This is a genomic window from Cupriavidus sp. 01L43 (genome assembly GCF_056399925.1).
Genome location: NZ_JBFTSH010000009.1, coordinates 87,578 through 114,576 on the forward strand (window position 1 = coordinate 87,578; position 26,999 = coordinate 114,576).

Below are 26,999 nucleotides of genomic sequence, written 5' to 3' on the forward strand. Positions count from 1 at the left end.
GTCTGAGCCGGACTGTATCCGCCCGCCGGACCGCTGCTAACCCCTTGACGGGCATGGGGGTATCACGATTTGTGATGGGGGTCCGGGGAAGTTCCGGGCGGGTCCGGGGAAATTTCAGAGCTGTCTCATAGGCAAGGGGCTCGCGGTGGGGGAAAGTTGCGTTGGCGGCACCTTCCAGGTGCCCGCTTCCCCGACTTTTGGAGTCCAAGACCATGAACGAACATCCCACCGACCCGGCCACCCTTCCCGAGCCGCCCAAACCCTTGACGATTGAGGAAATAGACGATGCCATCGGCGACGCCATCGTTGAATCGGTGCTCCGGAAACTCAATGGGCCGTACGAGGACGATCCGGATGACGGGCCGCTGAGCCCCGAGGAAATCGCGGACATTGAGGCGCGGCTGGAAAAGGTGTTGCAGAGATATGCTGCGGAGGAGCGCCAATGATAGGACTCGACACTTGTGTGTTAGTCCGGCACTTCACGCAGGACGATACCCCTCAGGCTCGACACGCCAGCCGCGTGATCGCATCGTTTTCCAGTGGGTGCCGCGATTTTGTGCCGCTGGCCGCCCTCGTTGAACTCGTCTGGGTCCTTAAGAAGCGCTACGCCTTCACCCGCAAGCGCATCACGCGCGTGCTGGTGGCCTTCCTCGAATCCCACTGGATCGTCCTGGAATCGTACGCAACCGTATGCCGTGCCATGGTCCGCTACGGGAAGACAGGCATCGACTTCGGCGATTGCGTCATTCTGGAAAGCTGCCAGAGCATGAGATGCAGGTTCATCTACACGTTCGACAGGCGCGCGTCACGCGTGTCTGGCTTCCGCCGCGTTCCCGACTGACGCGCATGTCACCCCTCGATCAACCGCGCCCCTCTCCACCCCCCGGACTTCACCAGTCCGCGGGCAGTGTCGGCCAGTACCACCCGCAGCGCCAGGGCGGCGGGCGACAGTTCGTCGTCGGACAGGCTGCACAGCAGGTTGCGCCGGCCCACGCTCGGGTCGTCGATCTGGGCGAGGTGGAAGCGCGTGGCGGCGTCCGGGTACCGTCCTACCGCCGCCCAGGGCTGGAGCGTGGCGCCGAAGCCCATGTCCACGGCGGACATCAGCATCGCCAGCGAGTCCACCTCCTGGATCACGCGCGGCGCCACCTTGGCGCGGGCGAACGCGGCGTCCAGGGTGCTGCGCAGGCCGTGCACGCCGGTCGGCATGATCAGCGGCACCTCGGCAAGGTCGGCCATGCCAAGCTGGGTGGGCGGCTCCGCCTTGCCCTGGGGCAGGGCCTGCCGGGACTGGATCAGGAACAGCGTCTCCTCCAGCAGCGGCAGCACGGTCCAGCGCCGGGCGGCATGCGTGTCGAAAAGCACCGCGAGGTCGAGCTGGCGGGCGTTGAGCATGGCGGTCAGGTGGCCGGACAGGCTTTCGACGATATGCAGGCGCACATCGGGGTAACGCTCCCGCATGGCGCGGATCAGCGGCACGCCGATCACCGACGCCGTGGTCGGCGCCAGCCCCACGCTCACGGTGCCGGAGAGGCGCGCGTGATGGGCCGCGCGCCGCGCCTGCTCGGCATGGCGCAGCGTCAGCTGGGCTTCGTGGAAAAAGGCCAGGCCGGCCTCGGTGGGGGTCACGCCCTGCGGCGTTCGGCGCAGCAGCCGGGTGGAAAGCTCGCCTTCGAGCCGGCTGATCTGCTGGCTGACGGCCGACTGCACCATGTCCAGCTCGAGCGCGGCACGGCTCATGCTGCCAAGCTCGACCACCCGGACGAAATACTGAAGCTGGCGCAGTTCCATCTGTCTCCCCCGTTCTCGCGGATCCCTGCCGCGCCGGCGGGATTCGACCTGTTGTTCCGGGGTCTTATACCAGATGTACGGGGGCCGCGCGTGGCGCGGGCACCCCGGGCGCCGTCAGGCTTCGTCGGCGCCGCTGTACCAGTCCACGGTCTGGTCGAGGTAGACCAGACCCTTGGCCGCGAGGGCCGGGCGCATGTTGTACATGTCCACGCCGAGTACGCCGGAGGCGAGTTTGTCGCGCTTGGACAGCTCCAGCGCCTCGCGCTCGGCCGCCTTTTGCGCGATGTCCTGCGCCTGCGGGCGCGCCACCACGACCACGCCGTCGTCGTCCGCCACGATCACGTCGCCCGGCCGCACAGTGGCGCCGGCGCAGACCACCGGCACGTTCACGGCACCCACGGTTTCCTTCACGGCGCCCTGCGCGTGCACGGCGCGGGACCATACCGGGAAGCCCATCGCGTTGAGGGTGCTGACATCGCGCACGCCGCCGTCGATGATCAAGCCGCGCGCGCCGCGTGCCTTCAGCGACGTGGCCAGCAGGTCGCCGAACAGGCCGTCGGTGCAGTCGCTGGTCAGGGCCACCACCAGCACGTCGCCCGGCTGGATCATTTCCACGGCCACGTGGATCATCCAGTTGTCGCCGGGGTGCATCAGCGCGGTCACGGCGCTGCCGGAGATCGCCGTGCCGGACTGGATCGGCCGCAGGTACGGCTTCATCAGGCCGGTGCGGCGCTGCGCCTCATGCACCGTGGCCACGCCCAGCTTGCCGAGCGACTCGATCACGGCGGGTGCCGCGCGCAGGATATTGCGGTAGGCAATCGTCTTCATGCCAGCACCTCCGAAACTTGGGGAAACACGCGTGCATAGCCTTCGCCGTACTGCACCTTGCGATCGGAATTACGCGTGGCCTGCGCCCCGCGCTGGAGCGCCACCCGGGTGTAGTACTCCCACAGGTGCTCCTGCGCGGCCATGGTCGTGAACGCGCGCTGCTTCTTCTCCCAGACAGAGGAGATGTCCAGCAGCACGTCCGGCTTCCAGTTGCACTGCTCGGGCTGGTGCGGCTCGAACAGGAACACCGGCGGCGCGCCGATCACGGGCACCTCGGGCTTGTAGCCGTGGGCCTGGGCAATCACACGTGCCTCTTGCGCCACATGCGTGGCGAGCGGGTGGTCGAAGTTGTAGATGTCCTCGCGCGAGTGGCTCAGCACCAGTTCGGGACGGATGTCGCGGTAGATGTCGGCCAGACGCAGCAGCGCCTCGTCGGGCATGCGCATCGGATAGTCGCCGAGGTCGAAGCACTCCAGCGTGCCACCGAGGATCTCGGCGGCGCGCTGCGCCTCTTCATGACGGGCGGCCTTCACGCGGTCCATCGTCATGCCCGGCTGGCGCCACATCTTGGCCGATTCGCCGCGCTCGCCGAACGACAGGCAGACGATGCGCACGTGGTAGCCGCGCTCGGCGTAGAGCGCGATGGCGCCGCCGGCGCGCCAGACGAAGTCAGCCGCGTGGGCGCTGACAACCAGGATGGACGGCTGGGTAGCCGCGGCCGTGGCAGTGGAAGGAGCAGTGTTTTGGGACATACCTAATACCAGTCAGGGTGAGACTCAGTCGGCCGTGATACCGGCCTTGCGGATAACGCCCGCCCAGGTCGTGGTTTCGGTGCGCACGAACTGGCCGAAGGCTTCCGGCGTGCCGGGCAGGATGGTCACGCCCAGTTGGGTGAGCTGCTTGCGCACGTCGGCGTCGGCCAGCGCGGTGTTGGCGGCGGCGTTGAGTTGCTTGATGATCGCGGGCGGCGTCTTGGCAGGCGCCACGAGACCCCACCAGACCGAAGCGGTGAAGTTGGGCAACCCTTCCTCGCGCGAGGTCGGCACGTCCGGCAGCAGGGCCGAACGCTTGGCGCTCGCCACGGCCAGCGGGCGCAGCGTGCCGGCGTGGATATGGGTGATGACCTCGAGCGGGTTGATCGGCATGAAGGTGATGCGTTCGCCGAGCAGGTCGGTGATGGCGGGGGCGCCACCCTTGTACGGCACGTGCAGCACGTCGATGCCGGCGGTGTCCTTGAGCATTTCGCCGGCCAGATGGCCGGAACTGCCGTTGCCGGCGGACGCGTACGCCAGCTTGCCGGGCTGGGCCTTGGCCTGGGCGACGAGGGTCTTGAGCGAGTCGATCTTCGACTTGGCCGGCACTACCACGACCAGCGAGGCCTCGCCCACGCGCGCCACGGGCGCGAAGTCGGCGGCGGGGTTGAACGACAGCTTGGCGAACAGCGCCGAATTGGTGGCGAGGCTGTTGGACGCCATCATGATCGTGTAGCCGTCCGCCGGCGACTTGGCGACGATGTCCAGGCCGATATTGGTGCTGGCGCCCGGACGGTTGTCGACGATGATCGGCTGCTTGAGCGCCTGGCTCATCTTCTGGCCGACGGCGCGCGCCACGATGTCCACCGCGCCGCCGGCGGCGTACGGCACGACCAGACGGATGGGCTTGTCCGGATACGCCTCGGCGGCCTGCGGGGCCGAGACGGCCAGGCCAAGGGTGGCGGCCAGCAGCGTGGCGAGCGAGTTGATCAAGAACGGGCGGCGCGCGCCCTGCGAAACACGACGACGAGCGGACCCGCGCATTGTCTTCTCCAGGTTTCTTTTAAGTGCGCCCATTCTGTGCAGCCGTCGTGATACTGTCCAATATGTTTTCAGATGGCTTGTTATTTCGATTTCGAATCATGGACTTTCGCCAACTCCGATATTTCGTGGCCGTAGCCGAGGCGTTGAGCTTCAGCGAAGCCGCGCGCAAGCTGCATGTGAGCCAGCCGCCACTCAGCATCCAGATCAAGGCTTTGGAGGAGGAATTGGGCAGTGCGCTGCTCGAACGCTCCCGCCATCACGTGGCGCTGACGCCCGCCGGGGCGCTGTTCCTGGACAAGGCCCGCGATGCGCTGGCCACGCTGGATCAGGCGCGCGAGGTGGTGAAGCAGGTGGCATCGGGCGATGCCGGGGAGATTCGGGTGGGATTCACGGCATCCGTGCCGATGCATGACGTCTTTCCGCGCGCCGTGCATCAGTTCCGTGAGGCACACCGCAACGCCACCCTCCAGTTGGTGCATATGTCGACCGGGCAGCAACTGCAGCAGCTTGAGCAGGGCGAGATCGATATCGGCTTCCTGCGGCCGTCGCCACAGTTCCGGCCACCGGCCAGCATCACGGTGCGGGAGGTGCTGGCAGACCGCCTCGTGGCCGTACTGCCGGTCAGCCATGCGCTGGCGCGCGAAGGGAGCGATGACCGGGATGGCGCGGCAGGCATCGACATCGCCGAGCTATCCGCCGAGCGCTTCCTGCTATTCCCGCGCGGGCTGGGCTGCGGGCTGTTCGACCATGTGACCACGCTATGCAACCGGGCCGGCTACGCGCCCAACGTCGCGCAGGAGGCGCGCGAGGCCACCACCATCATCGGGCTGGTGGCCAGCGGTGCCGGGGTGTCGGTGCTGCCCGAGATCTACGCGCGCACCGGCATTCCCGGCGTGGCCTACCTGCCGCTGGCCGGCCCGGACGCCGGCAGCCGGGTCCTGATGGCCCACCGCGCCGGCGCCCTGTCGCCAATCATGGCGCGGTTTATCGGCTATTTCTGATCGAACGGACGAAGCGATCAGGCCCGTGCCTTCTCGGGCCGCTGCGAGAACGTCCGCTCGAACACCGATTCGGCGATGCGGTTCTTGAGGATCTCGATCGACCCGCCGGCGATCATCCAGCCGCGGCAGCGGCGCTGGCAGTACTCCACCAGCGCTTCCTGGCTGTAGCCCATGCCGCCCATCACCTGGATGGCCTCATTGGCGATGTCGAAGCCAGCCTGGTTGCAGAACGCCTTGGCAATCGCGGTTTCCTCGGCGGACGGGATGCCGCTGTCGGCATTGGCGGCGGCACGGTAGAGCAGCAGCTGGCCGGCGTCGAGCTTCATCTTCATCTCGGCGAACTTCCATTGCAGGCCCTGGAACTCGCACAGCAGGCGTCCGAACTGCTTGCGCTGCATGGCCCACTGGCGCGCTTCCTCGTAGGCATAGCGGCCCAGCGCCAGCGAGCGCGCCGTGTTCCCCATCCGCTCCACGTTGAAGCCGGCAATCTGCTTCTTGAAGCCGCCCTCGCCCAGCAGCACGTCCTCGGGCGCCGCGTACACATCGTCGAAATAGATCTGTGCCCACTCCTCGCCCGACATGAACTTCGAGCGCTGGCCGATGCGTACGCCCTGCGCCTTGGTGTCGATCAGCACCGAGCCGATGCCGCCCACGCCCGGGCCGAAGCGCACGTAGGCCAGGATCACGTCCGCATGGGGGCCGTGTGTGGTGAAGACCTTGCTGCCGTTGATGCGGAAGCCCGCGCCGTCCGGCGTGGCGCTGGTTTTCAGCTCGGTCACGGCGGAGCCGGCCTCGGGCTCGGTCATGCCCACCGAAATCAGCGCGCTACCTTCCAGCAGCGGGGCCAGCCACTTGGCCTTCTGCGCCGCCGAGCCATACTCGGCCAGCACGCGGATCGCGCCGAAGTTGCCGGCCTGGATCACGTCGGCACTGCGCGGGCAGTGCGCCGCCACGGCCTGGATGGCGATGATGGCGTCCATCAGCGTGCCGCCCTGCCCGCCGTCGGCCTCGGCAATGGTGATGCCGAGCAGGCCCTGCGCGGCCATCTTCTTCGCCACGTCCCAGGGGTAGGCATCCGTGTGGGCGCGCTGGTGGGCGCCAGGACGCAACTCTTTCTCGGCGAAGCGGCTGACGGCGTCCTGAAACTCCTGCTGTTCCGGGGTGAGGGTGAAGTTCATGTTCAGTCTCCGAATTCTCTAAATTGGTGATGATTACGCCGCATCTGGCGTGGCGCTGAGCCGCAGCACGCAGTCGACACCGACCACGCCCTCGGCGCGCACGAACAAGGGGTTGATCTCGGCTTCGTCGATGCGCACGCCCTGCACCACTGCCAGCCGCGAGAAATCGACGATGGCGCGCGCCAGCGCATCCAAATCGCCGCGCGGCAGGCCCCGGAAGCCACGGATCAGGCGTGTGGAACGCACCTCGCCGATCATGTCGCGGGCTTCCTCAAGGCTGACCGGCGCCGGCCGCAGGCTCACGTCCCGGTGCAATTCCGCCGTGATGCCGCCCGCGCTCAGCATGACCATCGGGCCGACCAGCGGGTCGTGCCGATAGCCGAGCATCAGTTCCAGCAGCCGGTGTTCCATACGCTGGACCAGAATGCCGTCCAGCCGCGCGGCGGGGGCGCCCCGCCCGGCGTTGTCGACCAGCCGCGCCGCCGCGCGGGCCAGTTCCTCGTTGTCCCGCACGCCCACTTCCACGCCGCCGATTTCGGTCTTGTGCAGGATGTCGCGCGAGCAGATCTTGGCAACCACCGGGTACGGCACCGCGTGTTGCAGCGCGTTGGGCTGCACCAGCGCCATCGGGGCGATCGGCACGCCCAGTTCGCCAAACGCGGCGGCGGCTTCGAACTCGGACAGGTCGCCATGCGTCGGCAAGCTAGCGGGCCACGCCACGGGCTCGGGCGGCGTGCCAGCATCTAGCGGCGTGCGTGCGGCGCGGAACAGGCAGGCCAGGGCGTCCGCGCAGGATTCGGGCGTGCGGAACGCCGGCACGCCGGCTTCCTGCAACAGCGTCAGGGACTGCCCGGCCTCCGGGGCCAGGAACGCCAGCAGCGGCTTGCCCTGCACCGCCGAGGCCTCGACGATCGGCCGCACCGCGTACGCCGGGTGGAACTGCGCCGACGAACCCGCCACGCACAGCACCGCATCGCACCAGTCACTCTGCAGCATCTGCTCCACGAGGTCGCGGTACTGCGCCGGCGAGGCGGCCAGCGTCAGGTCGAGAATCGGCGTCTGGCGGATCTTCAGGCCGCGCGCGGCCATGTGTTCGATGAAGGCCGTGGGCGGCGCCACGGCCTCCACATCGGCCAGGCCGAGCCGGTCCACCACCGTGGCCGCGCCGCCGCCCGTGGTGGTGACCACCGCGATACGCGGATTGCGGTCCAGCGGCGGGATGGCGCTGGCGTAGCGGCGCGCCAGCGGGGCGGCCTCGAACAGCGTCTCCAGCATCTCCACGCGCATCGCGCCGTGCTTGCGCAGGAAGGCATCCACGGCGGCGTCGTTGCCAGCCAGCGCGCCGGTGTGGGACTGCGCCAGCGCCTCGCCCTGCGCGGAGCGGCCCAGCTTGTAGACCAGCACCGGCTTGCCGGCGGCGCGGGCGCGGCGCAGGGCCGGGCCGAGCACGGCGGCGTCGCGGATAGTCTCCAGGAACAGCAGGATCACCTCGGTGGCGCTGTCATCGACCATCAGGTCGACCAGTTCACCCACGCCGATGTCCGCCTCGTTGCCCACCGACACCAGCTTGGCGAAGCCCAGCCCGCGCGCCGCGCCGCGCGACAGCAGCGCGCCCAGCATCGACCCGCTCTGCGAAATCACGCTGATGCCGCCCGCGTGCAGGGTGTCGGTCTCCAGCACGGCGTTCACGGACAGGATGGCGCCGCTGTGCACGTCCACCACGCCGATGCTGTTCGGGCCGAGCAGCCGCACGCCCAGCTCCCGGGCGCGCAGTGCCAGCGCCTGCTGGGCGGCCATGCCGGCCTCGCCCAGTTCGGCAAAACCATCGGAAAACACCGTCACCACGCTGGCGCCACGCGCCGCGCATTGCTCCAGCACCTCGGGCACATGGCGGCCCGGCACCATCACAAAGGCATGGTCGATGGTCTCCGGCAGCGCGGCCACGCTCGGGTAGGCGGGCAGGCCCATCACCTCGGTGCGGCCCGCGTTGATCGGGAAAATGCGGCCCGAATAGCCGTGCTTGCGCATGAAGCGCAGCGGCCGGGCGGTGTTCTTGCTCTCGTCGGCCGAGGCGCCCACCAGCGCCACGGCGGCTGGCGTGAACAGCGCCCGGGCCAGCGCGCTGCCGGTCACCGTCGCGTCCGGCGCCACGTGTTCGTCCACTCTCGTCATATCGGTATCTGTCTGAAGGGTTGCGGGTCAGCCGGCGCGCAGCTGGCCGAGGCCGAGCGCCCGCACCGGGCGGTCGCCGAGTTGCCAGAGCGCGTCGAGCAGGCGTGCGGCGGGGCCGGCGCCGATCACGGGCGCGCCGAGTTCCATGAATTTGTCGGTCAGCATGGCGTCATCGAGCGGCGCCTCGGGGTCGCCCCGGCGGTACGGGGCGAAGTGGGTGTGCCGGCTCCCATCGGCCATCTCGATCTCCACGCGCGCGGCGCGCTGGCGCGGGAAGGCGGCGGTCAGGTCGGCGTCGGCGGTCAGCGTGATGCGGGCCATCAGCGCGCGGATGGCGGGGTCGGCCATGCGCTGGGGCTGGAAGGCATCGAGCCGCACGGCGCCGTGCAAGAGCCCGTGCGCCACCACGTAGGGCAGGCTGAAGCGGGCCTCGAAGGCGGTGGTCGGCTGGAAATTGCCGGTGACGTCGAGCGCCACCTGGTAGGTCGCCACGCGTACGGCGGCGATGCGAGCCGGATCGAGCCCGTGGTCGCGCACGATCTGCATCGCGGCATCGATGGCGGCGAAGGTGTGGCCGCAGCAGCCGTGGTTCTTCTGGGTGATCCGCGTGATATTGAAGTCGGTGCCGAGGCCGGCGGTAACGTCGCGCCAGTCGGGCTTGCCGCACAGCGCGGCGCCAAAACCGGCGTCGCCCTCAAGGATGTCGTGCACGCCGTTCACACCATGCGCGGCGGCCTGGGCTGCCTGCACGCCCACCTGCGCGGCGTGGCCGGCGTGGAGCGCCTTGGTCATGGCATCGGAGCGGAACGCCTGCTGGAGGCCGGAGGCGAACGTCGTGGCCGTGGCCATGGCGTCGGCGGCCACGCGTGCATCGCCCGGCGCCGCCAGCAGCGCGCCGGCCGCCGCCGCGCCCAGGCAACCCACCGTGCCGGTGGTGTGGAAGTAGCGATAGTGCGCCGGCTGGATCGCGGCGCCGATGCGCGTGGAGACCTCGTAGCCGGCGATCACGGCGCGCAGGAAATCGGTGCCGCTGGCGTCGGCCTGCTCGGCCAGGGCCAGCGCCGCCGCGATGGTCGGGCAGCCCGGGTGATAGACGGCATCGCGGAAAATGTCGTCGAATTCGGCCGCGTGGGACGCGCTGCCATTGATCCACGCCGCCAGCGCCGGAAACGCCGTGGTGGCGTGGCCGACCACCGTGGACGCGCCCACGCCCAGTTCCGCGCTGTGGGCCCGCACCAGCGGCTGCCCCGGCGCCATCGGTACGCCAGCCAGCAGCGCGGCGAACCAGTCGATGACCGCGCGGCGTGCGTGATGCAGCACCGGAGCGGGCAGCTCCGCCGTGGCGGCACGGCTCACGTAGGCGGCGAATTCGTCTATCAGCATGTGTTGTCTCCTTGTTCCGGGGCGCCTTTCTCCCCTCTCCCTCTGGGAGAGGGGTCGGGGGAGAGGGACGGCGTATCGTCGATGCGATACCGCGCATTCCGCTCCTGCCCTCTCCCCCGGCCCCTCTCCCGCAAGCGGGAGAGGGGAGAAAAGCGGGGCGCCTCAATGCCTAACATGGTAGGGACGCCGCCGGCGCGAGCTTTGACATTTGGAGAACGCTCCCGCGCCGCGCCGTGTATTCCGGGGTATGCGGGGCCGGTGCATACTCCGCAGGCGCGCCGTGCGCCGATGCCGTGCGATTCCGGGAAAACCCGCATCGCCAGATCCGCCGCCCGGCCGCGCGCCCCGGAACCCTTTCCGTCTGGAGAACGCCCGCGCCCATGGACATGGATATCCCCTCGCTCGCCATCCTGATCGCCGCCGTCGAGGAAAAAAGCCTCTCGCGCGCCGCGGAGCGCGAGAACCTCGTCACTTCCGCCGCCAGCAAGCGCATTGCCGAACTGGAGCGCCGCGCCGGCACCGCCCTGCTGCGCCGCCATGGCCGGGGCGTGGAGCCCACGCCGGCCGGCGCCATGCTCTACCAGCGCGCCAAGGCCATCGTGCGGAGCGTGCAGCTCGCGCAGGATGCGCTGGCGGCCTACTCCACCGACGGCATCGCCAAGATCCGCCTGGCCTCCAACCGTTCCACAGTGCTCCAGTTCCTGCCGACCGACATCAGCGGCTATCTCAAGCACGACCCGGAGGCGCGCATCGACCTGGTGGAGTCCTTCAGCATGGATATTCCGCGCATGGTCTCCAATGGCGACGTGGACATCGGCATCTATCACGCGCGCAGCCCCAGCCCCGGCGTGTACTCGCTGCCGTACCGCAAGGACCGTGTGGGGCTGGTGGTGCCGCGCGGGCATCCGCTGGAGGCCAAGGGCGCGCTGCTGCTGGAAGAGGCGCTCGACTACGACTTTCTCGGCTACTTCCCCCGGCATACCTTCGATGCCTTCCTGACGCTGGTGTCCGGCACCATCTCCCGGCCGCTGACCGTGAAGACGCAGGTGTCGAACTTCGAGGCGCGCTGCCGCATGGTGCGCGAGGGGCTCGGGATCGCCGTGGTGCCCGAGGGCATCGCCCGAAACTATCTGGCGATGATGGGCCTGTCCCTGCTGACGCTGAACGATGCCTGGGCGGTGCGGGATTTCTACGTGTGCGTGCGCGACAAGGACTGCCTGCCGGCGGGCGTGGGACGGCTGCTGGAATACCTGAGCCGGTGCGCGGCGATGGAGCAGCACTTCCAGAAACCGAGGTAGGGGGCATTCCCCCGGGCGGCCCGATCAGGGTTTTCCGCCATGCGCGCAAAGAACGCTGCGTTGCTCTTTTTTCAAAGCTGGCGGCTGGCGGCTTCCTAACATGGCTGACATAACGACACGATTCGGAGACAGCCATGAACAAGATCCTGCGGCGCACGGCCGCCGGCCTGCTGCTGTGCTGCGCCGCCACGGCGGGCGCCCAGCAACCCTACCCGTCCAAGCCGGTACGCATGGTGGTGGCCTTCACCGCCGGCGGCACCACTGACATCCTGGCGCGCGAAGTCGCCCAGCAGCTTGGCCAGACGCTCGGCCAGAGCGTGGTGGTGGAGAACCGGCCCGGCGCGGGCGGCAATATCGGCACGGACTACGTCGGCCGCAGCGACCCGGACGGCTACACGCTGCTGGCCACCTCGGTCGGCCCGGTGGCGATCAATCCCACGCTGTACAGCAAGCTCAAGGTCAATCCGCAGACCGACCTCGCCGCCGTGGCGCCCATCGCGGACGTGCCGAATGTGCTCGTGGTCAGCCCCACGCTGCCGGTGAAGACCGTGCAGGAGTTGGTGGCCTACGCCAAGGCCCACCCCAACACCCTGAATTTCAGTTCGACGGGGGTGGGTACGGCGGCGCACCTCTCTGGCGTGCTGTTCAACGAACGCACCGGCGTGAAGACCACCCACGTGCCTTACAAAGGCGCCGATGCCCTGAACGACCTGCTGGCCGGCCGCGTGCAGTTCATGTTCGCGACGATTCCGTCGGTGATCTCGCACATCCGCGGCGGCGCGCTGCGTCCGCTGGCGGTGACCTCGCGCAAGCGCTCCGCCGCCCTGCCGGAGATCCCGACCATGGCCGAAGCCGGCGTGCCGAACCTGGTCACCGGTGCGTGGTTCGGGCTGTTCGCCCCCAAGGGCACCCCGAAGGCCATCGTCGCCACGCTCAACAAGGCGGTCAACGATGCACTGAACAAGCCGGAAGTGCGCACGAAGATGTCCCAGCAAGGCGCCGAGGCCATGCAACTGGCCCCGGAAGCCTTCGGCAAATTCGTGCTGGCGGAATACGAACAGTGGAAGCCCGTGGTGATCCAGTCGGGGGCGCGGATCGATTGATTGGCGGGGCTACCCCCCCGCCCCAACCAACCCATCCGCCCGGAACATCGACTTGATGCCCCTCACCGCCTGGCGGATGCGGGATTCATTCTCGATCAGGGCGAAGCGCACGTATTCGTCGCCGTAGTCGCCGAAGCCGATGCCCGGCGATACCGATACCTTGGCCTTTGCCAGCAGTTGCTTGGCGAACTCGAGGGAGCCCAGCGCGCGGTAGGGTTCGGGGATGCGGGCCCAGATGTACATCGACGCCTTGGGGATCTCCACCGGCCAGCCGGCTTCGATCAGGCCCTTGGCCAGCACGTCGCGGCGGGACTGGTATTGGGCGGCGATGTCCTTCACGCATTGCTGGTCGCCCTCCAGCGCGGCAATTGCCGCCACCTGGAGCGGCGTGAAGGTGCCGTAGTCGTGGTAGCTCTTGATGCGCGTCAAGGCGGCCACGAGGTCCGGGTTGCCGACCATGAAGCCAATACGCCATCCCGCCATGTTGTAGCTCTTGGACAGCGTGAAGAACTCCACCGCGATGTCCTTGGCGCCCGGCACCTGCATGATCGACGGGGCCTTCCAGCCGTCGAACACGATGTCGGCGTAGGCCAGGTCGTGGACCACGAAGATGTCGTGCTTGCGCGCCAGCGCGATCACCCGCTCGAAGAAGTCCAGCTCCACGCAGGCCGCCGTCGGGTTCGACGGGAAGCCCAGCACGATCATCTTGGGCTTGGGATAACTGCCCCGGATGGCGCGTTCCAGTTCGGCGAAGAAGTCGATGCCCGGCGACAGCGGCACCGAGCGGATGTCGGCGCCGGCGATCACCGCGCCGTAGATGTGGATCGGGTAGCTCGGGTCCGGCACCAGCACGGTGTCGCCCCGGTCCAGCGTGGCCAGCATCAGGTGGGCGAGGCCCTCCTTCGAGCCGATGGTGACGATCGCCTCCTTGTCCGGATCGATCTCCACGTCATAGCGCTCGCGGTACCAGTGCGAGATGGCGCGGCGCAGCCGGGGGATGCCCTTCGAGGCCGAATAGCCATGCGTGTCCGGCCGCTGCGCGGCATCCACGAGCTTGGCCACGATATGAGGCGGCGTGGCGCCATCGGGGTTGCCCATGCTCATGTCGACGATGTCCTCGCCGCGGCGGCGGGCGGCCATCTTGAGCTCGGCGGTGATGTTGAAGACGTACGGGGGAAGGCGATCGATGCGCGCAAAGCGGCGCTTGCCGGAATCGGCAGTCATGGCGGGAGTCCTTTACGTAAGCGCCCGGAACCGTCCGAGCGACGTCGGCGGCCGTTGTCTCGGCCACCGGGAATCGATCTTATCCAGCCTTGCCCGTTTGCACAACGGGCTTTTTTACTACAGCAGCCCGCCGGGCACCTTGGTGGGACGGTCCGCCGGGAGATGGCGGACGATGCAGTCGAGCGCGGCGGCGTTGGCCTTGTCGCCACCCATGGCGCCGGCGATGGAACTGCGGTACTGCGGCACGCTGATGCGCTGGTAGTAGAGCCGCGAGGTCTGGTCGAGCCAGAACACGTAGTCGCTGTCGCTGTCGTCGCCGCCGCTGCGCAGCCACTCGCCCAGCGGGTGCGAGCCGAGGCGGGTGTTGGCGCATGCCTTCTGGACCGTATCGAGATAGGTGTTGAAGCCCTTGGCTTCGACATTGCGCACGGCGTCTGGGGCGCAGGCGGCAACGGTCATCGACACCACAGCAGCAATCGACAGCAAGGTTGGGCGCTTCAGCGGCATGGCACATCCCGGGCGGTTGGCATGCCGCCAGTGTAGGCGAGGCACGCCGCCCGGCCAAACCCGACCCGCTTAATCGTCGAGCGTCTCGTGCACCGCCGCGTTGCCACGCTTCCAGTAGGCCGATGCGCGGATGCGGGCCTTGTCCACGCCGCGCTCGCCCACCAGGTGCTGGCGCACGGCGCGCATCGCGGCGCCCTCGCCGGCCGCCCAGACATAGCCCTCGCCATCCGGCAAGTCCACCGATTGCAGCGCCGGCGCGAGCAGGCTGCCTTCGGGCTGGTCTTCCCGATGCAGCCAATGCACCTGCGCGCGCGGCCCCACGGCGAGCGGGATCTGCGCGGTGGCGCTGGGCACCTCGGCCACCACGATCACCTGGGCATCGGGCCCCAGTTCCTCCACGCGGCGGGCGATGGCCGGCAGCGCCGTGTCATCGCCGATCAGCAGGTGCCAGTCGAATTCAGTCGGAATCACGAACGAGCCGCGCGGGCCGCCCACGCCCAGATACTGCCCCGGCCGGGCCTGCGCCGCCCATGTGGAAGCGGGGCCATCGCCATGGAGCACGAATTCGATGTCCAGCTCGCGCGCCACGGGGTCGTAGCGGCGCGGCGTATAGTCGCGCGCCTGCGGGCGCGGCTGGCCTTCGGGGAACACGATGCCGTCCGGGCCCACCACCGGCAGCACCGGGCGCTCGGCGCCGGGCGCGGGGAAGAACACCTTGATATGGTCGTCGAAGGAGCTGGAGGTGAAATCGGCCAGATCGTCGCCACCGAGCGTCACGCGCAGCAGTTGCGGGGACAGCAGTTGGGTGCGCAGCACCTGGAGCAGGCGCATCTTGAGCGGATGGCGCACGCGCTGGACCGTCAGGTCACGGGAAATCGTCATGGAATACCTTGTATTAGGGTTCAGGGCTGGCCGGCTTCGATCTCGTCGGCGGCGCGGGCCAGGATGGCAGCGATGCGGCGCTGTTCGTCGGCGGAGGCCTCGCTGCGCTGGGTCAGCGCGCGCTTGATGCGCAGGCGCGCCTCGACGAACTCGGGCAGCCAGCCGCCCTGCTCCGGCTCGCGCTGGGGCTCGCCGCTCATGGCGCGGCGCATGAAGTCCATCTTGCGCGCCACATGGCGCAGCCGGGCGACCATGTGCTCGAGCCGCTCGCGGTTCTCGGCCAGATAGGCGCGGCCCGCATCGGCCAGTTCATAGCGCTTCTTGTTGCCTTCGGTGATGACCGTGGCGTAGCCGAGGTCTTCGAGGAAGGTCAGCGCGGGATAGACCACGCCCGGGCTCGGCTTGTAGAAGCCCCCGGTGCGCGCCTCCAGCGCCTTGATCAGCTCGTAGCCGTGCGACGGCTTTTCCTCGAGCAGCGACAGCAGCAGCAGTTGCAGGTCTTCCGCGCTGAACTTGCGGCCCCGGCGCCAGCTATCGCCGTCGAAGCCATCGCCGCCCTCAAAATCCGGGCCACCGCCCTGCGACCAGAAACCGCCGCCCCGGCGGGACATGGCGTGCTTGCCGAAGCGGTGGCCGCAGCCGTCGTGGGCGCGGTGATGATGGTGGTCACCGAAGGGAGAACCGAAGGGAAATCCAAAGAGATGTCGCATGCTGCACTCCGTTGCCTGGGTACGAATCTATCGTACGACGTATCATAAGATATATATCGTACGATATAAAGTCAAGCCCAAAGCGATTCTGCCTTTGCTGTCACAATGCGACGCAAACCACGGAGGAGACGCGATGCCTGACAAGAAAGCCATCCTGGTAGTCGGTGCCGGAGACGCCACAGGGGGGGCCATTGCCCGCCGCTTTGCGCGCGAGGGCTATATCGCCTGCGTGACCCGGCGCAGCGCGGACAAGCTCGCGCCACTGGTGGACCAGATCCGCGCCGAAGGCGGCGAGGCCCACGCATTCGGCTGCGACGCCCGCAAGGAAGAAGACACCGTGGCGCTGATCGAACGCATCGAGCGCGACATCGCCCCGCTGGAAGTGGCCGTGTTCAACATCGGCGCCAACGTCAACTTCCCGATCCTGGAGACCACCTCGCGCGTCTACTTCAAGGTGTGGGAGATGGCCTGCTTCGGCGGCTTCCTGATGGGCCGCGAGGCCGCGCGGGCGATGCTGCCGCGCCAGCGGGGCTCGATCTTCTTCACCGGCGCCACGGCCAGCGTGCGCGGGCGCGACGGCATGTCCGCGTTCGCCGGCGCCAAGCACGCGTTGCGGGCGCTGGCGCAGAGCATGGCACGCGAACTGGGGCCGCAGGGCATTCACGTGGCGCACCTGATCGTCGATGCCGCCATCGACACCGCCTTTATCCGCGAGACCTTTCCAGACCGCTACGCGGCCAAGGCGCGCGACGGCATCGTCAATCCCGACCACATCGCCGATACCTACTGGATGCTGCACCAGCAGCCGCGCGATGCCTGGACCCACGAGCTGGACATCCGCCCGTGGATCGAGCACTGGTAGCCCCACCCCGCCGCCCCGGACAACCGTCACAAACTACAACGGAGACATGCGATGACCAAGCAGGTGGAGTTCTTCTTCGACTTCGGTAGCCCCTATTCCTACCTGGCGTACAAGGAACTGCCGCGCGTGGCGGCCCGCACCGGTGCCACCATCGTCTGGCGGCCGATGCTGCTGGGCGGCGTGTTCAAGGCCACCGGCAACCACAGCCCGGCCGACATCCCGCTCAAGTCGCAATGGTCGAAGACGGACACCGAGCACTGGGCGCGCCGCTACGACGTGCCGTTCCGCCACAACCCCCATTTCCCGATCAACACGCTGGCGCTGATGCGCGGCGCCATCGGCTACCAGCGCCAGGGCCCGGACGCCTTCGCGCGCTACGTGGACGCGATCTTCCGTGCGATGTGGGAGGACGGCCGCAACCTCAACGATCCGCAGGAGATCGGAAAAGTGCTGGTCGATGCAGGGATGGATCCCCGGCAGGCCCTGGCCATGCTCGATGACCCCGAGGTCAAGGCCGAACTCAAGCGGGTGACGGAGGAAGCCGTGGCGCGCGGCATCTTCGGCGCGCCCAGCTTTATCGTCGATGGGGAGCTGTTCTGGGGCAACGACCGCCTGCTGTTCGTGGAAGAACGGCTGGCGGCGTAATGCCTGCTAATTAATACAGTTTCAAGCCGCCAGACGGAACACCGTCACGGCCGCCGCCAGCTGGTTGGCCTGCGCTTCGAGCGAGTCGGCCGCCGCGGCGGCCTGCTCCACGAGCGCGGCGTTCTGCTGGTTGACCTGCTCCATCTGGGACACCGCCTCGCTGACCTGCGTGATGCCGCTGGACTGCTCCTGCGACGCCGCCGAGATCTCGTTGACGGTGGCCGCCAGCCGCTGCACCGCGCCGACGATCTCGCCGATGGTGTCGCCGGCCTGCTCCACCTGGGTGCTGCCGGCGTCCACGCGTTCCACCGACGAATCGATCAGCGCCTTGATTTCCTTGGCGGCGCCGGCGCTGCGCTGCGCCAGCGCGCGCACCTCGCCCGCCACCACGGCAAAGCCCCGGCCCTGCTCGCCCGCGCGCGCCGCTTCCACGGCGGCGTTGAGCGCGAGGATGTTGGTCTGGAAGGCAATGCCGTCGATCACGCCGATGATGTCGACGATCTTCTGCGAACTCGTGTTGATGTCGCTCATGGTCTGCACCACGCCGCGCACCACGTCGCCGCCGCGCTGGGCGAGGTCCGCCGCGTCGCGCGCCAGCGCGCTGGCCCGGGTGGCGCTCTCGGCGTTATTGCCCACGGTGGAGGTCAGTTCCTCCATGCTGGCGGCGGTCTGCTCCAGCGCCGACGACTGTTCCTCGGTGCGCGAGGACAGTTCGGTATTTCCCGCCGCGATCTCGCGCGCGCCGGTGGTCACGGCATCGGAACCCGCGCGCACCTTGCGCACGGTCTCGGTCAGGCCGGCACGCATGCGGGCGAGCGCGTCCAGCAGTTGCCCAATCTCGTTGCGGCCAGCCGGCGGCACGGTCATGGTCAGGTCGCCATCGGCCACGCGCATGATCAGTTGGCAGGCGGCGTTGAGCGGCGCCACCACCAGCCGGCGCAGCGCTACGTGCACCGCCACGATCAGCAGCACCGACGCCACCAGGCCAATCCCCACCAGCACCAGCACGCGCTGGAAGCGGCTGCGGCCCGTAGCCACGGCCTCGTCGTTATGCTGTTCGGCGAATTTCTGGAAGCGCTCCACGCCGGCCGAGTACTTCCCGCCGGAAGCGGTGATGTCCTTGTCGTTGATCGCCGCGTAGGCCGCCGGATCATTGTTGCGCAGCGCCTCGAGCGCGCGCTGGACGGCATCCATATGGGCACGGCCGGCGCCGATGATCTCGTCGCGCGCGCCGGCTTCCAGGCCCTCGATGGGCGCGGCCTTCTCGAAGGCGTTCAGCTCATCGGCGGACTTGCGCATCGACTTCTCGGCGCTGGCGATGGCGTCGGCGTTCACCGCGCCGGACTCCTTGGCGGAGCTGTACGCGCGGGTCAGGGCCGAGCGCGCGCGCGTCATGTCCTTATAGGCGTCGTTGATCAGCAGCGCGCGCGTGGCCACCACGTGAATGCGCTCGGAAGCGCCGCTTGCTGCACGTAGCTCGGTCACGCCCAGCGCGGCGCCAAACAGGATCATCAGTCCGAAGACCACCAGGGTGGCCAGCAGGCCATGGCGAATACTGAGGTTATTCATGGGGCAGGTTGTTCGTTGGATCGATGGAGTACCGATCAGGCTTAACGACCCACCCCCTTAAACCTTGAGCGACGCCTGCACGCCATTTGCGTTACATCAAATTGCGAGGTTGCAAACCGCTCAGACGTAGGCGATCAGCCGGCCCGCGCAGATCACCAGCCCCCAGGTCAGCAGCGACACCATGGCACAGGCGCGCGCGCCCGTGGGCGGCGGCCGGCCGATGTCCCAACTCGCGCCGGCGGGCGCGGCATGCAACTGCCGGTAAGGCCCCTGATGGAACCAGAGCGCGTTGGCCAGCCCGAGCCCGATCAGCACGATCTTGATCAGGAAGGCGCGATTGACGATCAGTTCATCGGCATGCGCCAGGAACAGCAGCGCCCCGCTGGCCACCACGGCGAGAAAGCCCGCCACCGAGGCCGGCAGCGCATGGCGCAGCAGCGTGGTGACCGGCAACTGGCGCCCCAGCCCGGCCAGCCGCAGGTCCACCACGACGATGGAGCCGAACAGCAGCGCCATGCCGGCCAGATGCACGATCTCGATGATCGGATACGCCCAGGACGACGCCCGCAGCGCCACCGAGAGCGGCCACGCGGCGAGCGTGGCGCCCCACTCGCCAAGTGCCTCCATCGTCACTCAGCGCAGTTCCACGGTCTGGCCGCCGTCGAGCGTGATGCGCTCCACGCGCATCTCGTCGGCCTTTTCCTTGCTCTGGTAGCCGACCATGGTCACCTGCTTGCCCACGGCCACCTTCTCCTGCGTGGCGCCCCGCGACTCCATGCGCGACACCGGTGCCAGCACGGCGAACCAGCGCTTGCCCTCCGCATCCACGCGGATCGTGGCGTGCGGGTTCTCGTAGTGGCTCTCCACCACCTTGCCGGTCACGGTCAGCGGCTTGGTCTGGTCATAGGTGGACCAGCCATGATGGGCGATGGCCGGCAGGCTGGCCATCGCGAGCAGGACGGCGGCGAGGCGCAGGGGCTTCGAGCGGAACGTCGGTAGATGCATGGTGACCTCCAGGGTGACTACGGGTAGATACAGGGTGGATGGATCAGTGCAGCGTCGAACTGGCTGCCTGCGCCTGCGACGTCCGCCGTGCGCGGCCGGCCAGCGCGGCGAGGCTCGGGTTCATCGGCTTCAGCGCGGCACGCTCGGCCACCAGCGCGGCGGCGAGGTTGGCGTGGCGGCCGCGCAGGGCCGCTTCGATCAGGGTCAGCGCGAAGACGTCGCGCTGGGCATGGCTGCCGCCGAAGCGATGGGTGAGAATGCGCACCGGCATCAGCAGCATCACCGTGGCGGCATAGTCGCCGCGCGCGAAGGCGATCATCGCGTCGGCCACGGGCAGGCCCACGTCGCGCGACATCATCGCATTGGTGCCCTGCCCGATCGCCGCGCCCGCCATGGCCGCGCGGATCTCGGCCACGGCGTCTTCGCGGCCCGCGCCCAGGCACGCCATGATGGCGTGCACATCGTTGAAGGCGTAGTAGCCGGCGTCGCCGCGCGTGTACCAGTCGTCGGCCAGCGCGGCCCAGCGCGCGCCCGCGTCCACACCGCGCAGGTGCAGGCGCCACAGCAGCGCGGCACCATCGACCAGATCGAGCGCAATGGCCGGCGCGGGCCGGTTGAGGTGGGCGTCGTAGAGCGCCAGTACTTCGTCGTAGCGCTCCTGCTCGAGCAGGAACAGGGCCAGATGCCACCAGTTATGTACCGCCAGCATGTTGTCTTCGGACCAGTCCGATACGCGCGTGTGCAGCCAGGCCGCGCCATCGTCCAGCCGGCCCTGCATCTCCATCACATGCGCCACGGCGTGGATCGCCCACGGATCGCGCGGGTTCAGCGCCACCGCCTCGCGGCCACGCGCCTCGGCGTCTTCATAGCGATTGGATTCCTCGAGCCCGAAGGCATGCATGCCGAGCAGGTAGCCGTAGCCGGGCACATCCTTATCCCAATGGGGCAGCACCTGCGCGATGCGGTCGCGCAGCATCGACGACTGGCCGAGCAGGAAATCGCCCAGATGAGCCACCTGCACGGCGAGGATGTCGCGCGGATAGTCGATGGCGATGTCGCCGTAGGCCTGCACCGACTCGGCGAACCGCCCATCCAGCCAGGCGCGCGCGGCGGCCAGATGGCGGCGCTCGCGCGGGTTGGCGCGGTCGCCCAATGCCTCGCCAGCCTCCACGCTCTCGCGCAGCAGCGGCACGGCGGTGCCGTCGCCCGAGGTCACCATCAGCGCGGCGCGCAGCGCGTGGCCCATGGCGAAGTCAGGGTGTTCGGCCAGGGCGGCATCGACCGCCGCGAGTGGATCGCCGTAGAAGCCATGCAGAAGCGCCAGCCCGGTCTCGTAGTGCGCGAGCGCTTCGGGATGATCAGATGTGACCTCCAGGCCTCTTGCATCATGTGCCATGGCGCCCTCCCGGTTTGGGTCCGCATCGGCGCGGACTTCCTCATCGTAGTGGAATCGCGCGTGCTACGCTTCCGCTCCGGCCCCATTCATCACATCTTCGCTGCTCATGCCCCTGCCTTTCGATTTGCCGCCCGCCGCCACCCCTGGCCAGTCCGTCGATGCCATCGACACACCGTCCCTGATCGTCGACCTCGACCCCTTCACGCGCAACGTGGCGCGGATGCAGGACGCCGCCGACCGCGCCGGCGTGAAGCTGCGCCCGCACGCCAAGGCGCACAAGTGCCCCGAGATTGCGCTGGCGCAGATCGCGCGCGGCGCGGTGGGCATCTGCTGCCAGAAGGTCAGCGAGGCCGTGCCCTTCGTGGCGGCCGGCGTGACGGACATCCATATCAGTAACGAGATTGCGTCGCCGGCCAAGGCGGCGCTGCTGGCCGAGTTGGCCCGCCATGCGCGCCTCAGCGTGTGTGTAGACGATGCATCACAAATTGACGCCCTGGCGGTAGCCACAGAAGCCGCCGGCACACACCTGGATGTCTTCATCGAGATCGATGTCGGCCAGGGCCGCTGCGGCGTGGCCGATGCCCCGGCGGCCATCGCGCTGGCGGAAAGAATCGCCGCCCAGCCCCGCCTGTCCCTGCGCGGTTTGCAGGCGTACCACGGCGGTATCCAGCATCTGCGCGACTGGGCGGCCCGCCGCGACGCCGCCGCGCAAGCTGCCGAACGCACCGGCGCCGTGCTGGCGAAGCTGGCGGCAGCGGGCGTGCAGTGCGAGGTGGTAACGGGGGGCGGCAGCGGCAGCGTGGAGTTCGACCTCGGCAGCGGCGTCTACACCGAGATCCAGCCGGGCTCGTACGTGTTCATGGATGCCGACTACGGCAGCAACGCCTATCCCGGTGCGCTGCGCTTCGAACACAGCCTGTTTATCGCCACGACGGTGATGAGCGTGGCCGCCGGCGACCGCGTCATCCTCGATGCGGGGCTGAAGTCGATGGCGGTGGATTCGGGGTTGCCGTGGATCTGGGCCGATGGCGCGGCGTCCGAGGCGCTGGAGTACGTGGCGGCGAACGACGAGCATGGCATCGTCAAACCCCGCCAGGCGGGCAACGTCGCCGCCCTGCCGGCGCTGGGCAGCCGCGTGCTGCTGGTGCCGGGTCATTGCGACCCGACCCTCAATCTCTACGATGCACTGGTGACGGTGCGCGGCGGCGTGGTGGAAGCGGTGTGGCCGGTGGCCGCGCGCGGCTTCAGCCGCTGACGGGGTGAGCTAGGCGAGCTGTGCGGCCAGCTCGTTGAGATCGGCCGTGGTCCATTCGCGGCCGGTCCACGCCTCGAAGCGCAGTTCGGACAGCGGAATCTCGGTCAGCGTGCCGATCCAGTCGGTGGGCGCGGCGCCGCAGCGCAGGCCGGCGGCGACCATCGCCATGGCATCGGGCACCTCGATATCGGCCACGCGCGTGACCGTCGGCCACGGCAGCAGGCGCGAGTCGTTGGCGGCGATGCCAAACCGGTAGAGCCCAAAGCGCGCATGCAGGGCAGCCCGCGAGAGCGCGTGACGCGCCTCGCTCAGGCCATCGTCCTGGGTGGCGGATGGATCCCATTGCTGATTGCGCGAAAACCAGAGGATGTCGTGCTCGCCCGGACGCGCGGGACGGCCGTGGGCCATTGCGGGCCGCAGCCGTCCCGACCGCGCAATTGCGGCCAGTGGCGTACCCACGGTGTAATGCCAGACGTAACGTGATTCGGTGTTCATGTACCGCTCCTGCAAGCCCTTCCGCATTGCAGAATGGGGGCGGAAAGCCTTGCTAACAAGCAAGGTCATGCCACGTTGCAAGTGCAACAAAAATGCGTTTGTGGGGGGCTATCCAATGTGCCGGTCCTGCAGCCCGGTCTGGGCAAGGATCTTCCCGAGTCCGGCAGTCTGACAGGTAAACGGGATTCGGGGGCAAATTGGAGGAAACCTTCCAAACACCATAGCACAGGACTTGGTGCGACGCAGCAACTGACGCCGTCAAATGTGCGTCAGGCGCCCTTTGGGGCCAAATCCGCGAATGTCCGTATCAGGATTCTTGGGGCATATGTCACCGCCGGGACAAGGCGGGACCGTACGCTGCGAAGCGCATCGCGAGCCACGCGAACGACGCGAGCAACGCATAGGGCGCTTGAAGGCCCCCGTCCCTCCCCACCGCAAGAGAATCCAGACCATGCACGACATCCGCACCCTTGCACGCCTTGCCCACGTGCGGCCACCCAAAGCCCCGCGCCCCCTGGCCGGGCTGGCCGCCGCCCTGCTGCTCTGCGCGGCGCTGACCGCCTGTGGCGGCGACGACACCCCGCCCACCCCCGGACAACCGGGCGGCGGCACCCCGACCCAGCCGGGCGAGCCCACGGTCAAGCCCCAGATGAAGTGCGCGCCCTGAAGCGCCGCGATCCCACCTCCTCGAATCCAGAACCGCTCAGGGCAGAACTCGACATGAACTCCAGCAGCCGACGCAATTTTCTCAAGATGGCAGGCGGCAGTGCCGCCGCAACCGCCGCGCTCGCCGCGTTTCCGCCGGCTATTCGCCGCGCACTGGCCATTCCGGCCAACAACGTCAACAAGTCGATCCAGGACGTGCAGTACGTGGTGATCCTGATGCAGGAAAACCGCTCGTTCGACAACTACTTCGGCACCTTCAAGGGCGTGCGGGGCTTCGGTGACCGCTTCCCGATCCCGCTGCCGGGCGGCCGCAACGTCTTCCAGCAGACCTACGCCAACGGCAACACCAACCGCGTGGTGCTGCCGTACCACCTGGACAGCACCGCCGGCAACGCCCAGCGCGTGAGCGGCACCCCGCACAGCCAGCCGGACGGCCAGGCCGCCTGGGACCTGGGCCGCATGAGCGCCTGGCCGACCTCCAAGCAGCGCCAGTCGATGGGTTACTACAAGCAGAAGGAGGTGGAATTCCAGTTCGCGCTGGCCGACGCCTTCACGCTGTGCGATGCCTACCACTGCAGCTTCCACGGCGGCACCAACACCAACCGCCTGTTCCACTGGACCGGCACCAACGACCCGTTCGGCCAGAAGGGCGGCCCGGTGATCGACAACAGCGGCGACTCGCTCGACGCCACCGGCATCAACTACACCTGGACGACCTACCCGGAACGCCTGCAGACCGCCGGCGTGACCTGGAAGGTCTACCAGAACATGCCGGACAACTTCACCGACAACCCGCTGGCCGGCTTCGCCCAGTACCGCGCCGCCAACGCCGCGCTCGGCAACGCGGCCAACGGTGCGCCCTACCCGGCCTACACGGCGGCCAACGACACCGTGAACCCGCTGTTCAAAGGCATCGCCAACACCATGCCGGACGGCGGCTTCCTGCAGGCGCTGCGCGACGACATCGCCGCCGGCACGCTGCCGCAGGTATCGTGGATCGTGGCACCGGCCACGTACTCGGAGCACCCGGGGCCGTCGAGCCCGGTGCAGGGCGCCTGGTACACCCAGGAGGTGCTCAACGCGCTGACGGCCAACCCGGACATCTGGAGCAAGACCGTCCTGCTGATCAATTTCGACGAAAACGACGGTTTCTTCGACCACGTGCCGCCGCCCTGCGCGCCGGCGCTGGATGCGGCGGGCAAGCCCGTCGGCGCTACCACGATGGACGCCGCCACCGAGTACTACAGCGTGGACAAGACCCCGTTCGGCCCCGGTCCGCGCGTGCCGATGTACGTGGTGTCGCCGTGGAGCCGTGGCGGCTGGGTCAACTCGCAGGCGTTCGACCACACCTCGGTGCTGCGCTTCCTCGAACAGCGATTCGGCGTGCAGGAGACCAACATCAGCCCCTATCGCCGCGCGGTGATGGGCGACATGATGACTGCGTTCGACTTCATCAACCCGAACGGCACCACGTCGATCTCCTTCACGGGCCTCGACAAGACCGGCGCGGACGCCCAGCGCACCCAGCAGGAAGCGCTGGCGCAGATTCCCACCCCGACCGTGGCGGCGCAGACCATGCCGACGCAGGCCAGCGGCACGCGGCCCTCGCGCGCGCTGCCGTACACGCTGCACACCAGCGGGCTGGAAGATCCGGTCAACCGCGCCATGGTCCTCAAGTTCCGCAATGACGGCACGCAGGCCGCAGTGTTCCATGTGTACGATCGCCTGCACCTGGGCAGCGTGCCGCGCCGCTATGCGGTGGAGGCGGGCAAGGGCATCGACGCCACCTGGGATGTCTACGCCACCGACAGCGGCCGCTATGACCTGTGGGTACTGGGCCCGAATGGCTACCATCGCGCCTTTATCGGCGACGTGAGCGCCCAGAAGGAAGCCGGCGGCGGCGCCGCGCCGGAGATCCGCGTGTGCTACGAGGAATCCGACGAGCCCAAGGTCTGGCTGACGCTGATCAACCGCGGCACGACGGCCTGCACGTTCACGGTGGTGCCCAACGCCTACCGCACGGACGGCCCGTGGACCTTCGAGCTGCCCGCCGGCAAGGAACTCGACCAGCCCTTCCCGGTGAAGTCGCAGGGCAACTGGTATGACTTCACGGTGACCACCCAGCAGGGCGGCTTCTCGCGCCGCTTTGCCGGCCGCCTGGAGAACGGCACCCACACGGTGTCCGATCCGGCGATGGGGAGCTAAACCCGCGCCCGGCGTTCCCCCTCTCCCTGCGGGGAGGGGGGCGCCGTCGTACCCACCACTGTCACATTGCCGGGCTAGGCTCGCGGGTTCGTCCTGAACTCGATGGGAGCCCCATGCTTGGCGATCTGCTGATGACGTTCTATGAAGTGGCGCGACAAGGCAGCATCACGAGCGCGGCCCGGCAGCTGCGCCTCAGCCAGCCCACCGTCACCGGCCGCATCCGCCAGCTGGAAGTGCTCTACGGCGTGGAACTGTTCCACCGCCGCGCCAGCCGGCTCGACCTCAGCGACGTCGGCGTGGCCCTCATGCCGCTGGCCGAGCAGATGATGCAGCAGGAGGGCGAGGCCGATTTCCTGCTCCGCAACGCCGGCAACCTGCGGCTCGGCAGCCTGCGGATTGGCGCGACCGGCCCCTATTACATCCTGCGCAGCGTGGCCGCGTTCCGGGAGCGCTACCCGGCCGTGGCGATCAGCATCGAGATCGGCAATTCCCGGCAGATGCTCGACGCGCTGTTCGAATACCGGATCGATGCCGCGGTGTCGTCGCACGCGGTGGACGACGACCGGCTCTCCCGCGTCATGCTCGCCGCCGACCCGATGGTGCTGGTCGCCCATCCGCTCCACCCGCTGGCGCGCCGTCCGCGCGTGGAGGTGGCCGAACTGGCCACCTGCCACCTGATCGTGCGCGAACAAGGGTCGATGACCCGCGAGGCCACCGAGGCCGCGCTGGGCGCGGTGGGCATCGACCTCCCGCCCCATACCGTGATCGGCAGCCGCGAAGCCATCTGCGAGGCGATCCGGCACAACCTCGGTGCCAGCGTGATGCCCGTGGGCGAGGTCCCGCGCGACCCCGCGCTCTGCGTGGTGCCCTTCGCCAGCCAGGCGCCGGTCATCCACGAATATCTCTACAGCCTCAAGATTCGCAGCGGGACACGGCTGGTGCGCGCGCTGCTGGACTGCCTGGTCCTGCCGGGCAGCGCGGCGCAACGGCATTGCGAGGTTCTGCAACCTGCACCTATATTGAACTGA

Annotated in this window: 27 protein-coding genes; 11 read left to right on the forward strand and 16 right to left on the reverse strand. The window is 68.5% G+C overall.

Annotation, left to right across the window (positions count from 1 at the left end; all coding sequences use genetic code 11):
• The first annotated feature begins 212 nt into the window (after positions 1–212).
• Together AC1DP9_RS16555 and AC1DP9_RS16560 are read left to right on the forward strand one after the other, a co-directional pair.
• Complete coding sequence (locus tag AC1DP9_RS16555; protein WP_092297239.1) at positions 213–446, forward strand: hypothetical protein; 234 nt, start codon at positions 213–215, stop codon at positions 444–446.
• Entirely contained in the window at positions 443–841 is a 399-nt protein-coding gene (locus AC1DP9_RS16560; protein ID WP_477107944.1) for a PIN domain-containing protein, read from the forward strand. The genes AC1DP9_RS16555 and AC1DP9_RS16560 overlap by 4 nt, the downstream gene beginning before the upstream one ends.
• Before the next feature lie 8 nt (positions 842–849).
• Here the strand turns inward: AC1DP9_RS16560 and AC1DP9_RS16565 are convergent, their stop codons facing one another.
• From AC1DP9_RS16565 to AC1DP9_RS16580, 4 genes are all read right to left on the reverse strand, one after another.
• Positions 850–1,791, reverse strand: coding sequence for a LysR family transcriptional regulator (locus tag AC1DP9_RS16565; RefSeq protein ID WP_092297234.1), 942 nt, complete (start codon positions 1,789–1,791; stop codon positions 850–852).
• Positions 1,792–1,905: 114 nt separating this feature from the next.
• Positions 1,906–2,619, reverse strand: a complete 714-nt coding sequence (locus tag AC1DP9_RS16570; protein ID WP_477107945.1) for a 4-carboxy-4-hydroxy-2-oxoadipate aldolase/oxaloacetate decarboxylase — start codon at positions 2,617–2,619, stop codon at positions 1,906–1,908.
• Entirely contained in the window at positions 2,616–3,371 is a 756-nt protein-coding gene (locus AC1DP9_RS16575) for a PIG-L deacetylase family protein (RefSeq protein ID WP_477107946.1), read from the reverse strand. Before AC1DP9_RS16575 ends, AC1DP9_RS16570 begins: the two co-directional genes overlap by 4 nt.
• A 24-nt stretch (positions 3,372–3,395) precedes the next feature.
• Positions 3,396–4,415 carry a Bug family tripartite tricarboxylate transporter substrate binding protein gene (locus AC1DP9_RS16580; protein WP_477107947.1) on the reverse strand — a complete coding sequence of 340 codons (1,020 nt, stop codon included), beginning with the start codon at positions 4,413–4,415 and terminating at the stop codon, positions 3,396–3,398.
• Between the two features lie 98 nt (positions 4,416–4,513).
• Between AC1DP9_RS16580 and AC1DP9_RS16585 the strand changes: the two genes are divergently transcribed.
• Positions 4,514–5,416, forward strand: coding sequence for a LysR family transcriptional regulator (locus AC1DP9_RS16585; RefSeq protein WP_441592903.1), 903 nt, complete (start codon positions 4,514–4,516; stop codon positions 5,414–5,416).
• Between the two features lie 17 nt (positions 5,417–5,433).
• Here AC1DP9_RS16585 and AC1DP9_RS16590 read toward each other — a convergent pair whose 3' ends face one another.
• The 3 genes from AC1DP9_RS16590 to AC1DP9_RS16600 are packed head-to-tail and all read right to left on the reverse strand — an operon-like array spanning position 5,434 to position 10,149.
• Positions 5,434–6,594 (reverse strand): acyl-CoA dehydrogenase family protein, encoded by a 1,161-nt coding sequence (locus tag AC1DP9_RS16590; protein WP_477107948.1) that lies wholly within the window; start codon positions 6,592–6,594, stop codon positions 5,434–5,436.
• Between the two features lie 33 nt (positions 6,595–6,627).
• Entirely contained in the window at positions 6,628–8,766 is a 2,139-nt protein-coding gene (locus tag AC1DP9_RS16595) for an acetate--CoA ligase family protein (protein WP_477107949.1), read from the reverse strand.
• 27 nt (positions 8,767–8,793) lie between these two features.
• The gene (locus AC1DP9_RS16600) at positions 8,794–10,149 is read right to left on the reverse strand and encodes an MmgE/PrpD family protein (RefSeq protein ID WP_441592901.1); all 1,356 of its coding nucleotides are present in this window, start codon (positions 10,147–10,149) and stop codon (positions 8,794–8,796) included.
• 386 nt (positions 10,150–10,535) lie between these two features.
• Between AC1DP9_RS16600 and AC1DP9_RS16605 the strand changes: the two genes are divergently transcribed.
• Together AC1DP9_RS16605 and AC1DP9_RS16610 are read left to right on the forward strand one after the other, a co-directional pair.
• Positions 10,536–11,447, forward strand: coding sequence for a LysR family transcriptional regulator (locus AC1DP9_RS16605; RefSeq protein WP_092297444.1), 912 nt, complete (start codon positions 10,536–10,538; stop codon positions 11,445–11,447).
• 134 nt (positions 11,448–11,581) lie between these two features.
• Positions 11,582–12,550, forward strand: a complete 969-nt coding sequence (locus AC1DP9_RS16610) for a Bug family tripartite tricarboxylate transporter substrate binding protein (protein WP_441592900.1) — start codon at positions 11,582–11,584, stop codon at positions 12,548–12,550.
• Positions 12,551–12,559: 9 nt separating this feature from the next.
• On the opposite strand, the gene alaC is transcribed toward AC1DP9_RS16610, so the two are convergent.
• The 4 genes from alaC to AC1DP9_RS16630 form a co-directional block, all read right to left on the reverse strand.
• A complete protein-coding gene (gene alaC, locus AC1DP9_RS16615; protein ID WP_477107950.1) occupies positions 12,560–13,774 on the reverse strand; it encodes an alanine transaminase in 1,215 nt (404 codons plus the stop codon).
• Positions 13,775–13,891: 117 nt separating this feature from the next.
• Complete coding sequence (locus tag AC1DP9_RS16620) at positions 13,892–14,281, reverse strand: hypothetical protein (protein WP_092297204.1); 390 nt, start codon at positions 14,279–14,281, stop codon at positions 13,892–13,894.
• Between the two features lie 69 nt (positions 14,282–14,350).
• Complete coding sequence (locus tag AC1DP9_RS16625; RefSeq protein ID WP_477107951.1) at positions 14,351–15,163, reverse strand: siderophore-interacting protein; 813 nt, start codon at positions 15,161–15,163, stop codon at positions 14,351–14,353.
• A gap of 20 nt (positions 15,164–15,183) precedes the next feature.
• A complete protein-coding gene (locus AC1DP9_RS16630) occupies positions 15,184–15,873 on the reverse strand; it encodes a PadR family transcriptional regulator (RefSeq protein WP_092297198.1) in 690 nt (229 codons plus the stop codon).
• Positions 15,874–16,006: 133 nt separating this feature from the next.
• On the opposite strand from AC1DP9_RS16630, the gene AC1DP9_RS16635 reads away from it, so the two are divergent.
• Together AC1DP9_RS16635 and AC1DP9_RS16640 are read left to right on the forward strand one after the other, a co-directional pair.
• Entirely contained in the window at positions 16,007–16,735 is a 729-nt protein-coding gene (locus tag AC1DP9_RS16635) for an SDR family oxidoreductase (RefSeq protein ID WP_441592899.1), read from the forward strand.
• Positions 16,736–16,786: 51 nt separating this feature from the next.
• Positions 16,787–17,380, forward strand: coding sequence for a 2-hydroxychromene-2-carboxylate isomerase (locus AC1DP9_RS16640; protein ID WP_092297192.1), 594 nt, complete (start codon positions 16,787–16,789; stop codon positions 17,378–17,380).
• Positions 17,381–17,401: 21 nt separating this feature from the next.
• On the opposite strand, the gene AC1DP9_RS16645 is transcribed toward AC1DP9_RS16640, so the two are convergent.
• From AC1DP9_RS16645 to AC1DP9_RS16660, 4 genes are all read right to left on the reverse strand, one after another.
• Complete coding sequence (locus AC1DP9_RS16645) at positions 17,402–18,949, reverse strand: methyl-accepting chemotaxis protein (protein ID WP_477107952.1); 1,548 nt, start codon at positions 18,947–18,949, stop codon at positions 17,402–17,404.
• A gap of 120 nt (positions 18,950–19,069) precedes the next feature.
• The gene (locus tag AC1DP9_RS16650; protein ID WP_441592898.1) at positions 19,070–19,576 is read right to left on the reverse strand and encodes a DUF6644 family protein; all 507 of its coding nucleotides are present in this window, start codon (positions 19,574–19,576) and stop codon (positions 19,070–19,072) included.
• A 6-nt stretch (positions 19,577–19,582) separates the two neighbouring features.
• Positions 19,583–19,954 carry a DUF6152 family protein gene (locus AC1DP9_RS16655; protein ID WP_441592897.1) on the reverse strand — a complete coding sequence of 124 codons (372 nt, stop codon included), beginning with the start codon at positions 19,952–19,954 and terminating at the stop codon, positions 19,583–19,585.
• A gap of 43 nt (positions 19,955–19,997) precedes the next feature.
• A complete protein-coding gene (locus tag AC1DP9_RS16660; RefSeq protein WP_477107953.1) occupies positions 19,998–21,350 on the reverse strand; it encodes a tetratricopeptide repeat protein in 1,353 nt (450 codons plus the stop codon).
• 106 nt (positions 21,351–21,456) lie between these two features.
• Here AC1DP9_RS16660 and AC1DP9_RS16665 point away from each other — a divergent pair, with 106 nt between their 5' ends.
• Positions 21,457–22,605 carry a DSD1 family PLP-dependent enzyme gene (locus AC1DP9_RS16665; RefSeq protein ID WP_477107954.1) on the forward strand — a complete coding sequence of 383 codons (1,149 nt, stop codon included), beginning with the start codon at positions 21,457–21,459 and terminating at the stop codon, positions 22,603–22,605.
• A 9-nt stretch (positions 22,606–22,614) separates the two neighbouring features.
• Here the strand turns inward: AC1DP9_RS16665 and AC1DP9_RS16670 are convergent, their stop codons facing one another.
• Positions 22,615–23,100: a hypothetical protein gene (locus AC1DP9_RS16670; protein WP_092297174.1), complete on the reverse strand. Its 486-nt coding sequence runs from the start codon at positions 23,098–23,100 to the stop codon at positions 22,615–22,617.
• Positions 23,101–23,551: 451 nt separating this feature from the next.
• On the opposite strand from AC1DP9_RS16670, the gene AC1DP9_RS16675 reads away from it, so the two are divergent.
• The 3 genes from AC1DP9_RS16675 (at position 23,552) to AC1DP9_RS16685 (ending at position 26,999) form a co-directional block, all read left to right on the forward strand.
• Positions 23,552–23,767 (forward strand): hypothetical protein, encoded by a 216-nt coding sequence (locus tag AC1DP9_RS16675; RefSeq protein ID WP_255370894.1) that lies wholly within the window; start codon positions 23,552–23,554, stop codon positions 23,765–23,767.
• A gap of 53 nt (positions 23,768–23,820) precedes the next feature.
• On the forward strand, positions 23,821–25,971 hold the full coding sequence (locus AC1DP9_RS16680; RefSeq protein WP_477107955.1) for a phosphocholine-specific phospholipase C: 2,151 nt from the start codon (positions 23,821–23,823) through the stop codon (positions 25,969–25,971).
• A 113-nt stretch (positions 25,972–26,084) separates the two neighbouring features.
• Entirely contained in the window at positions 26,085–26,999 is a 915-nt protein-coding gene (locus AC1DP9_RS16685; RefSeq protein ID WP_092297168.1) for a LysR substrate-binding domain-containing protein, read from the forward strand.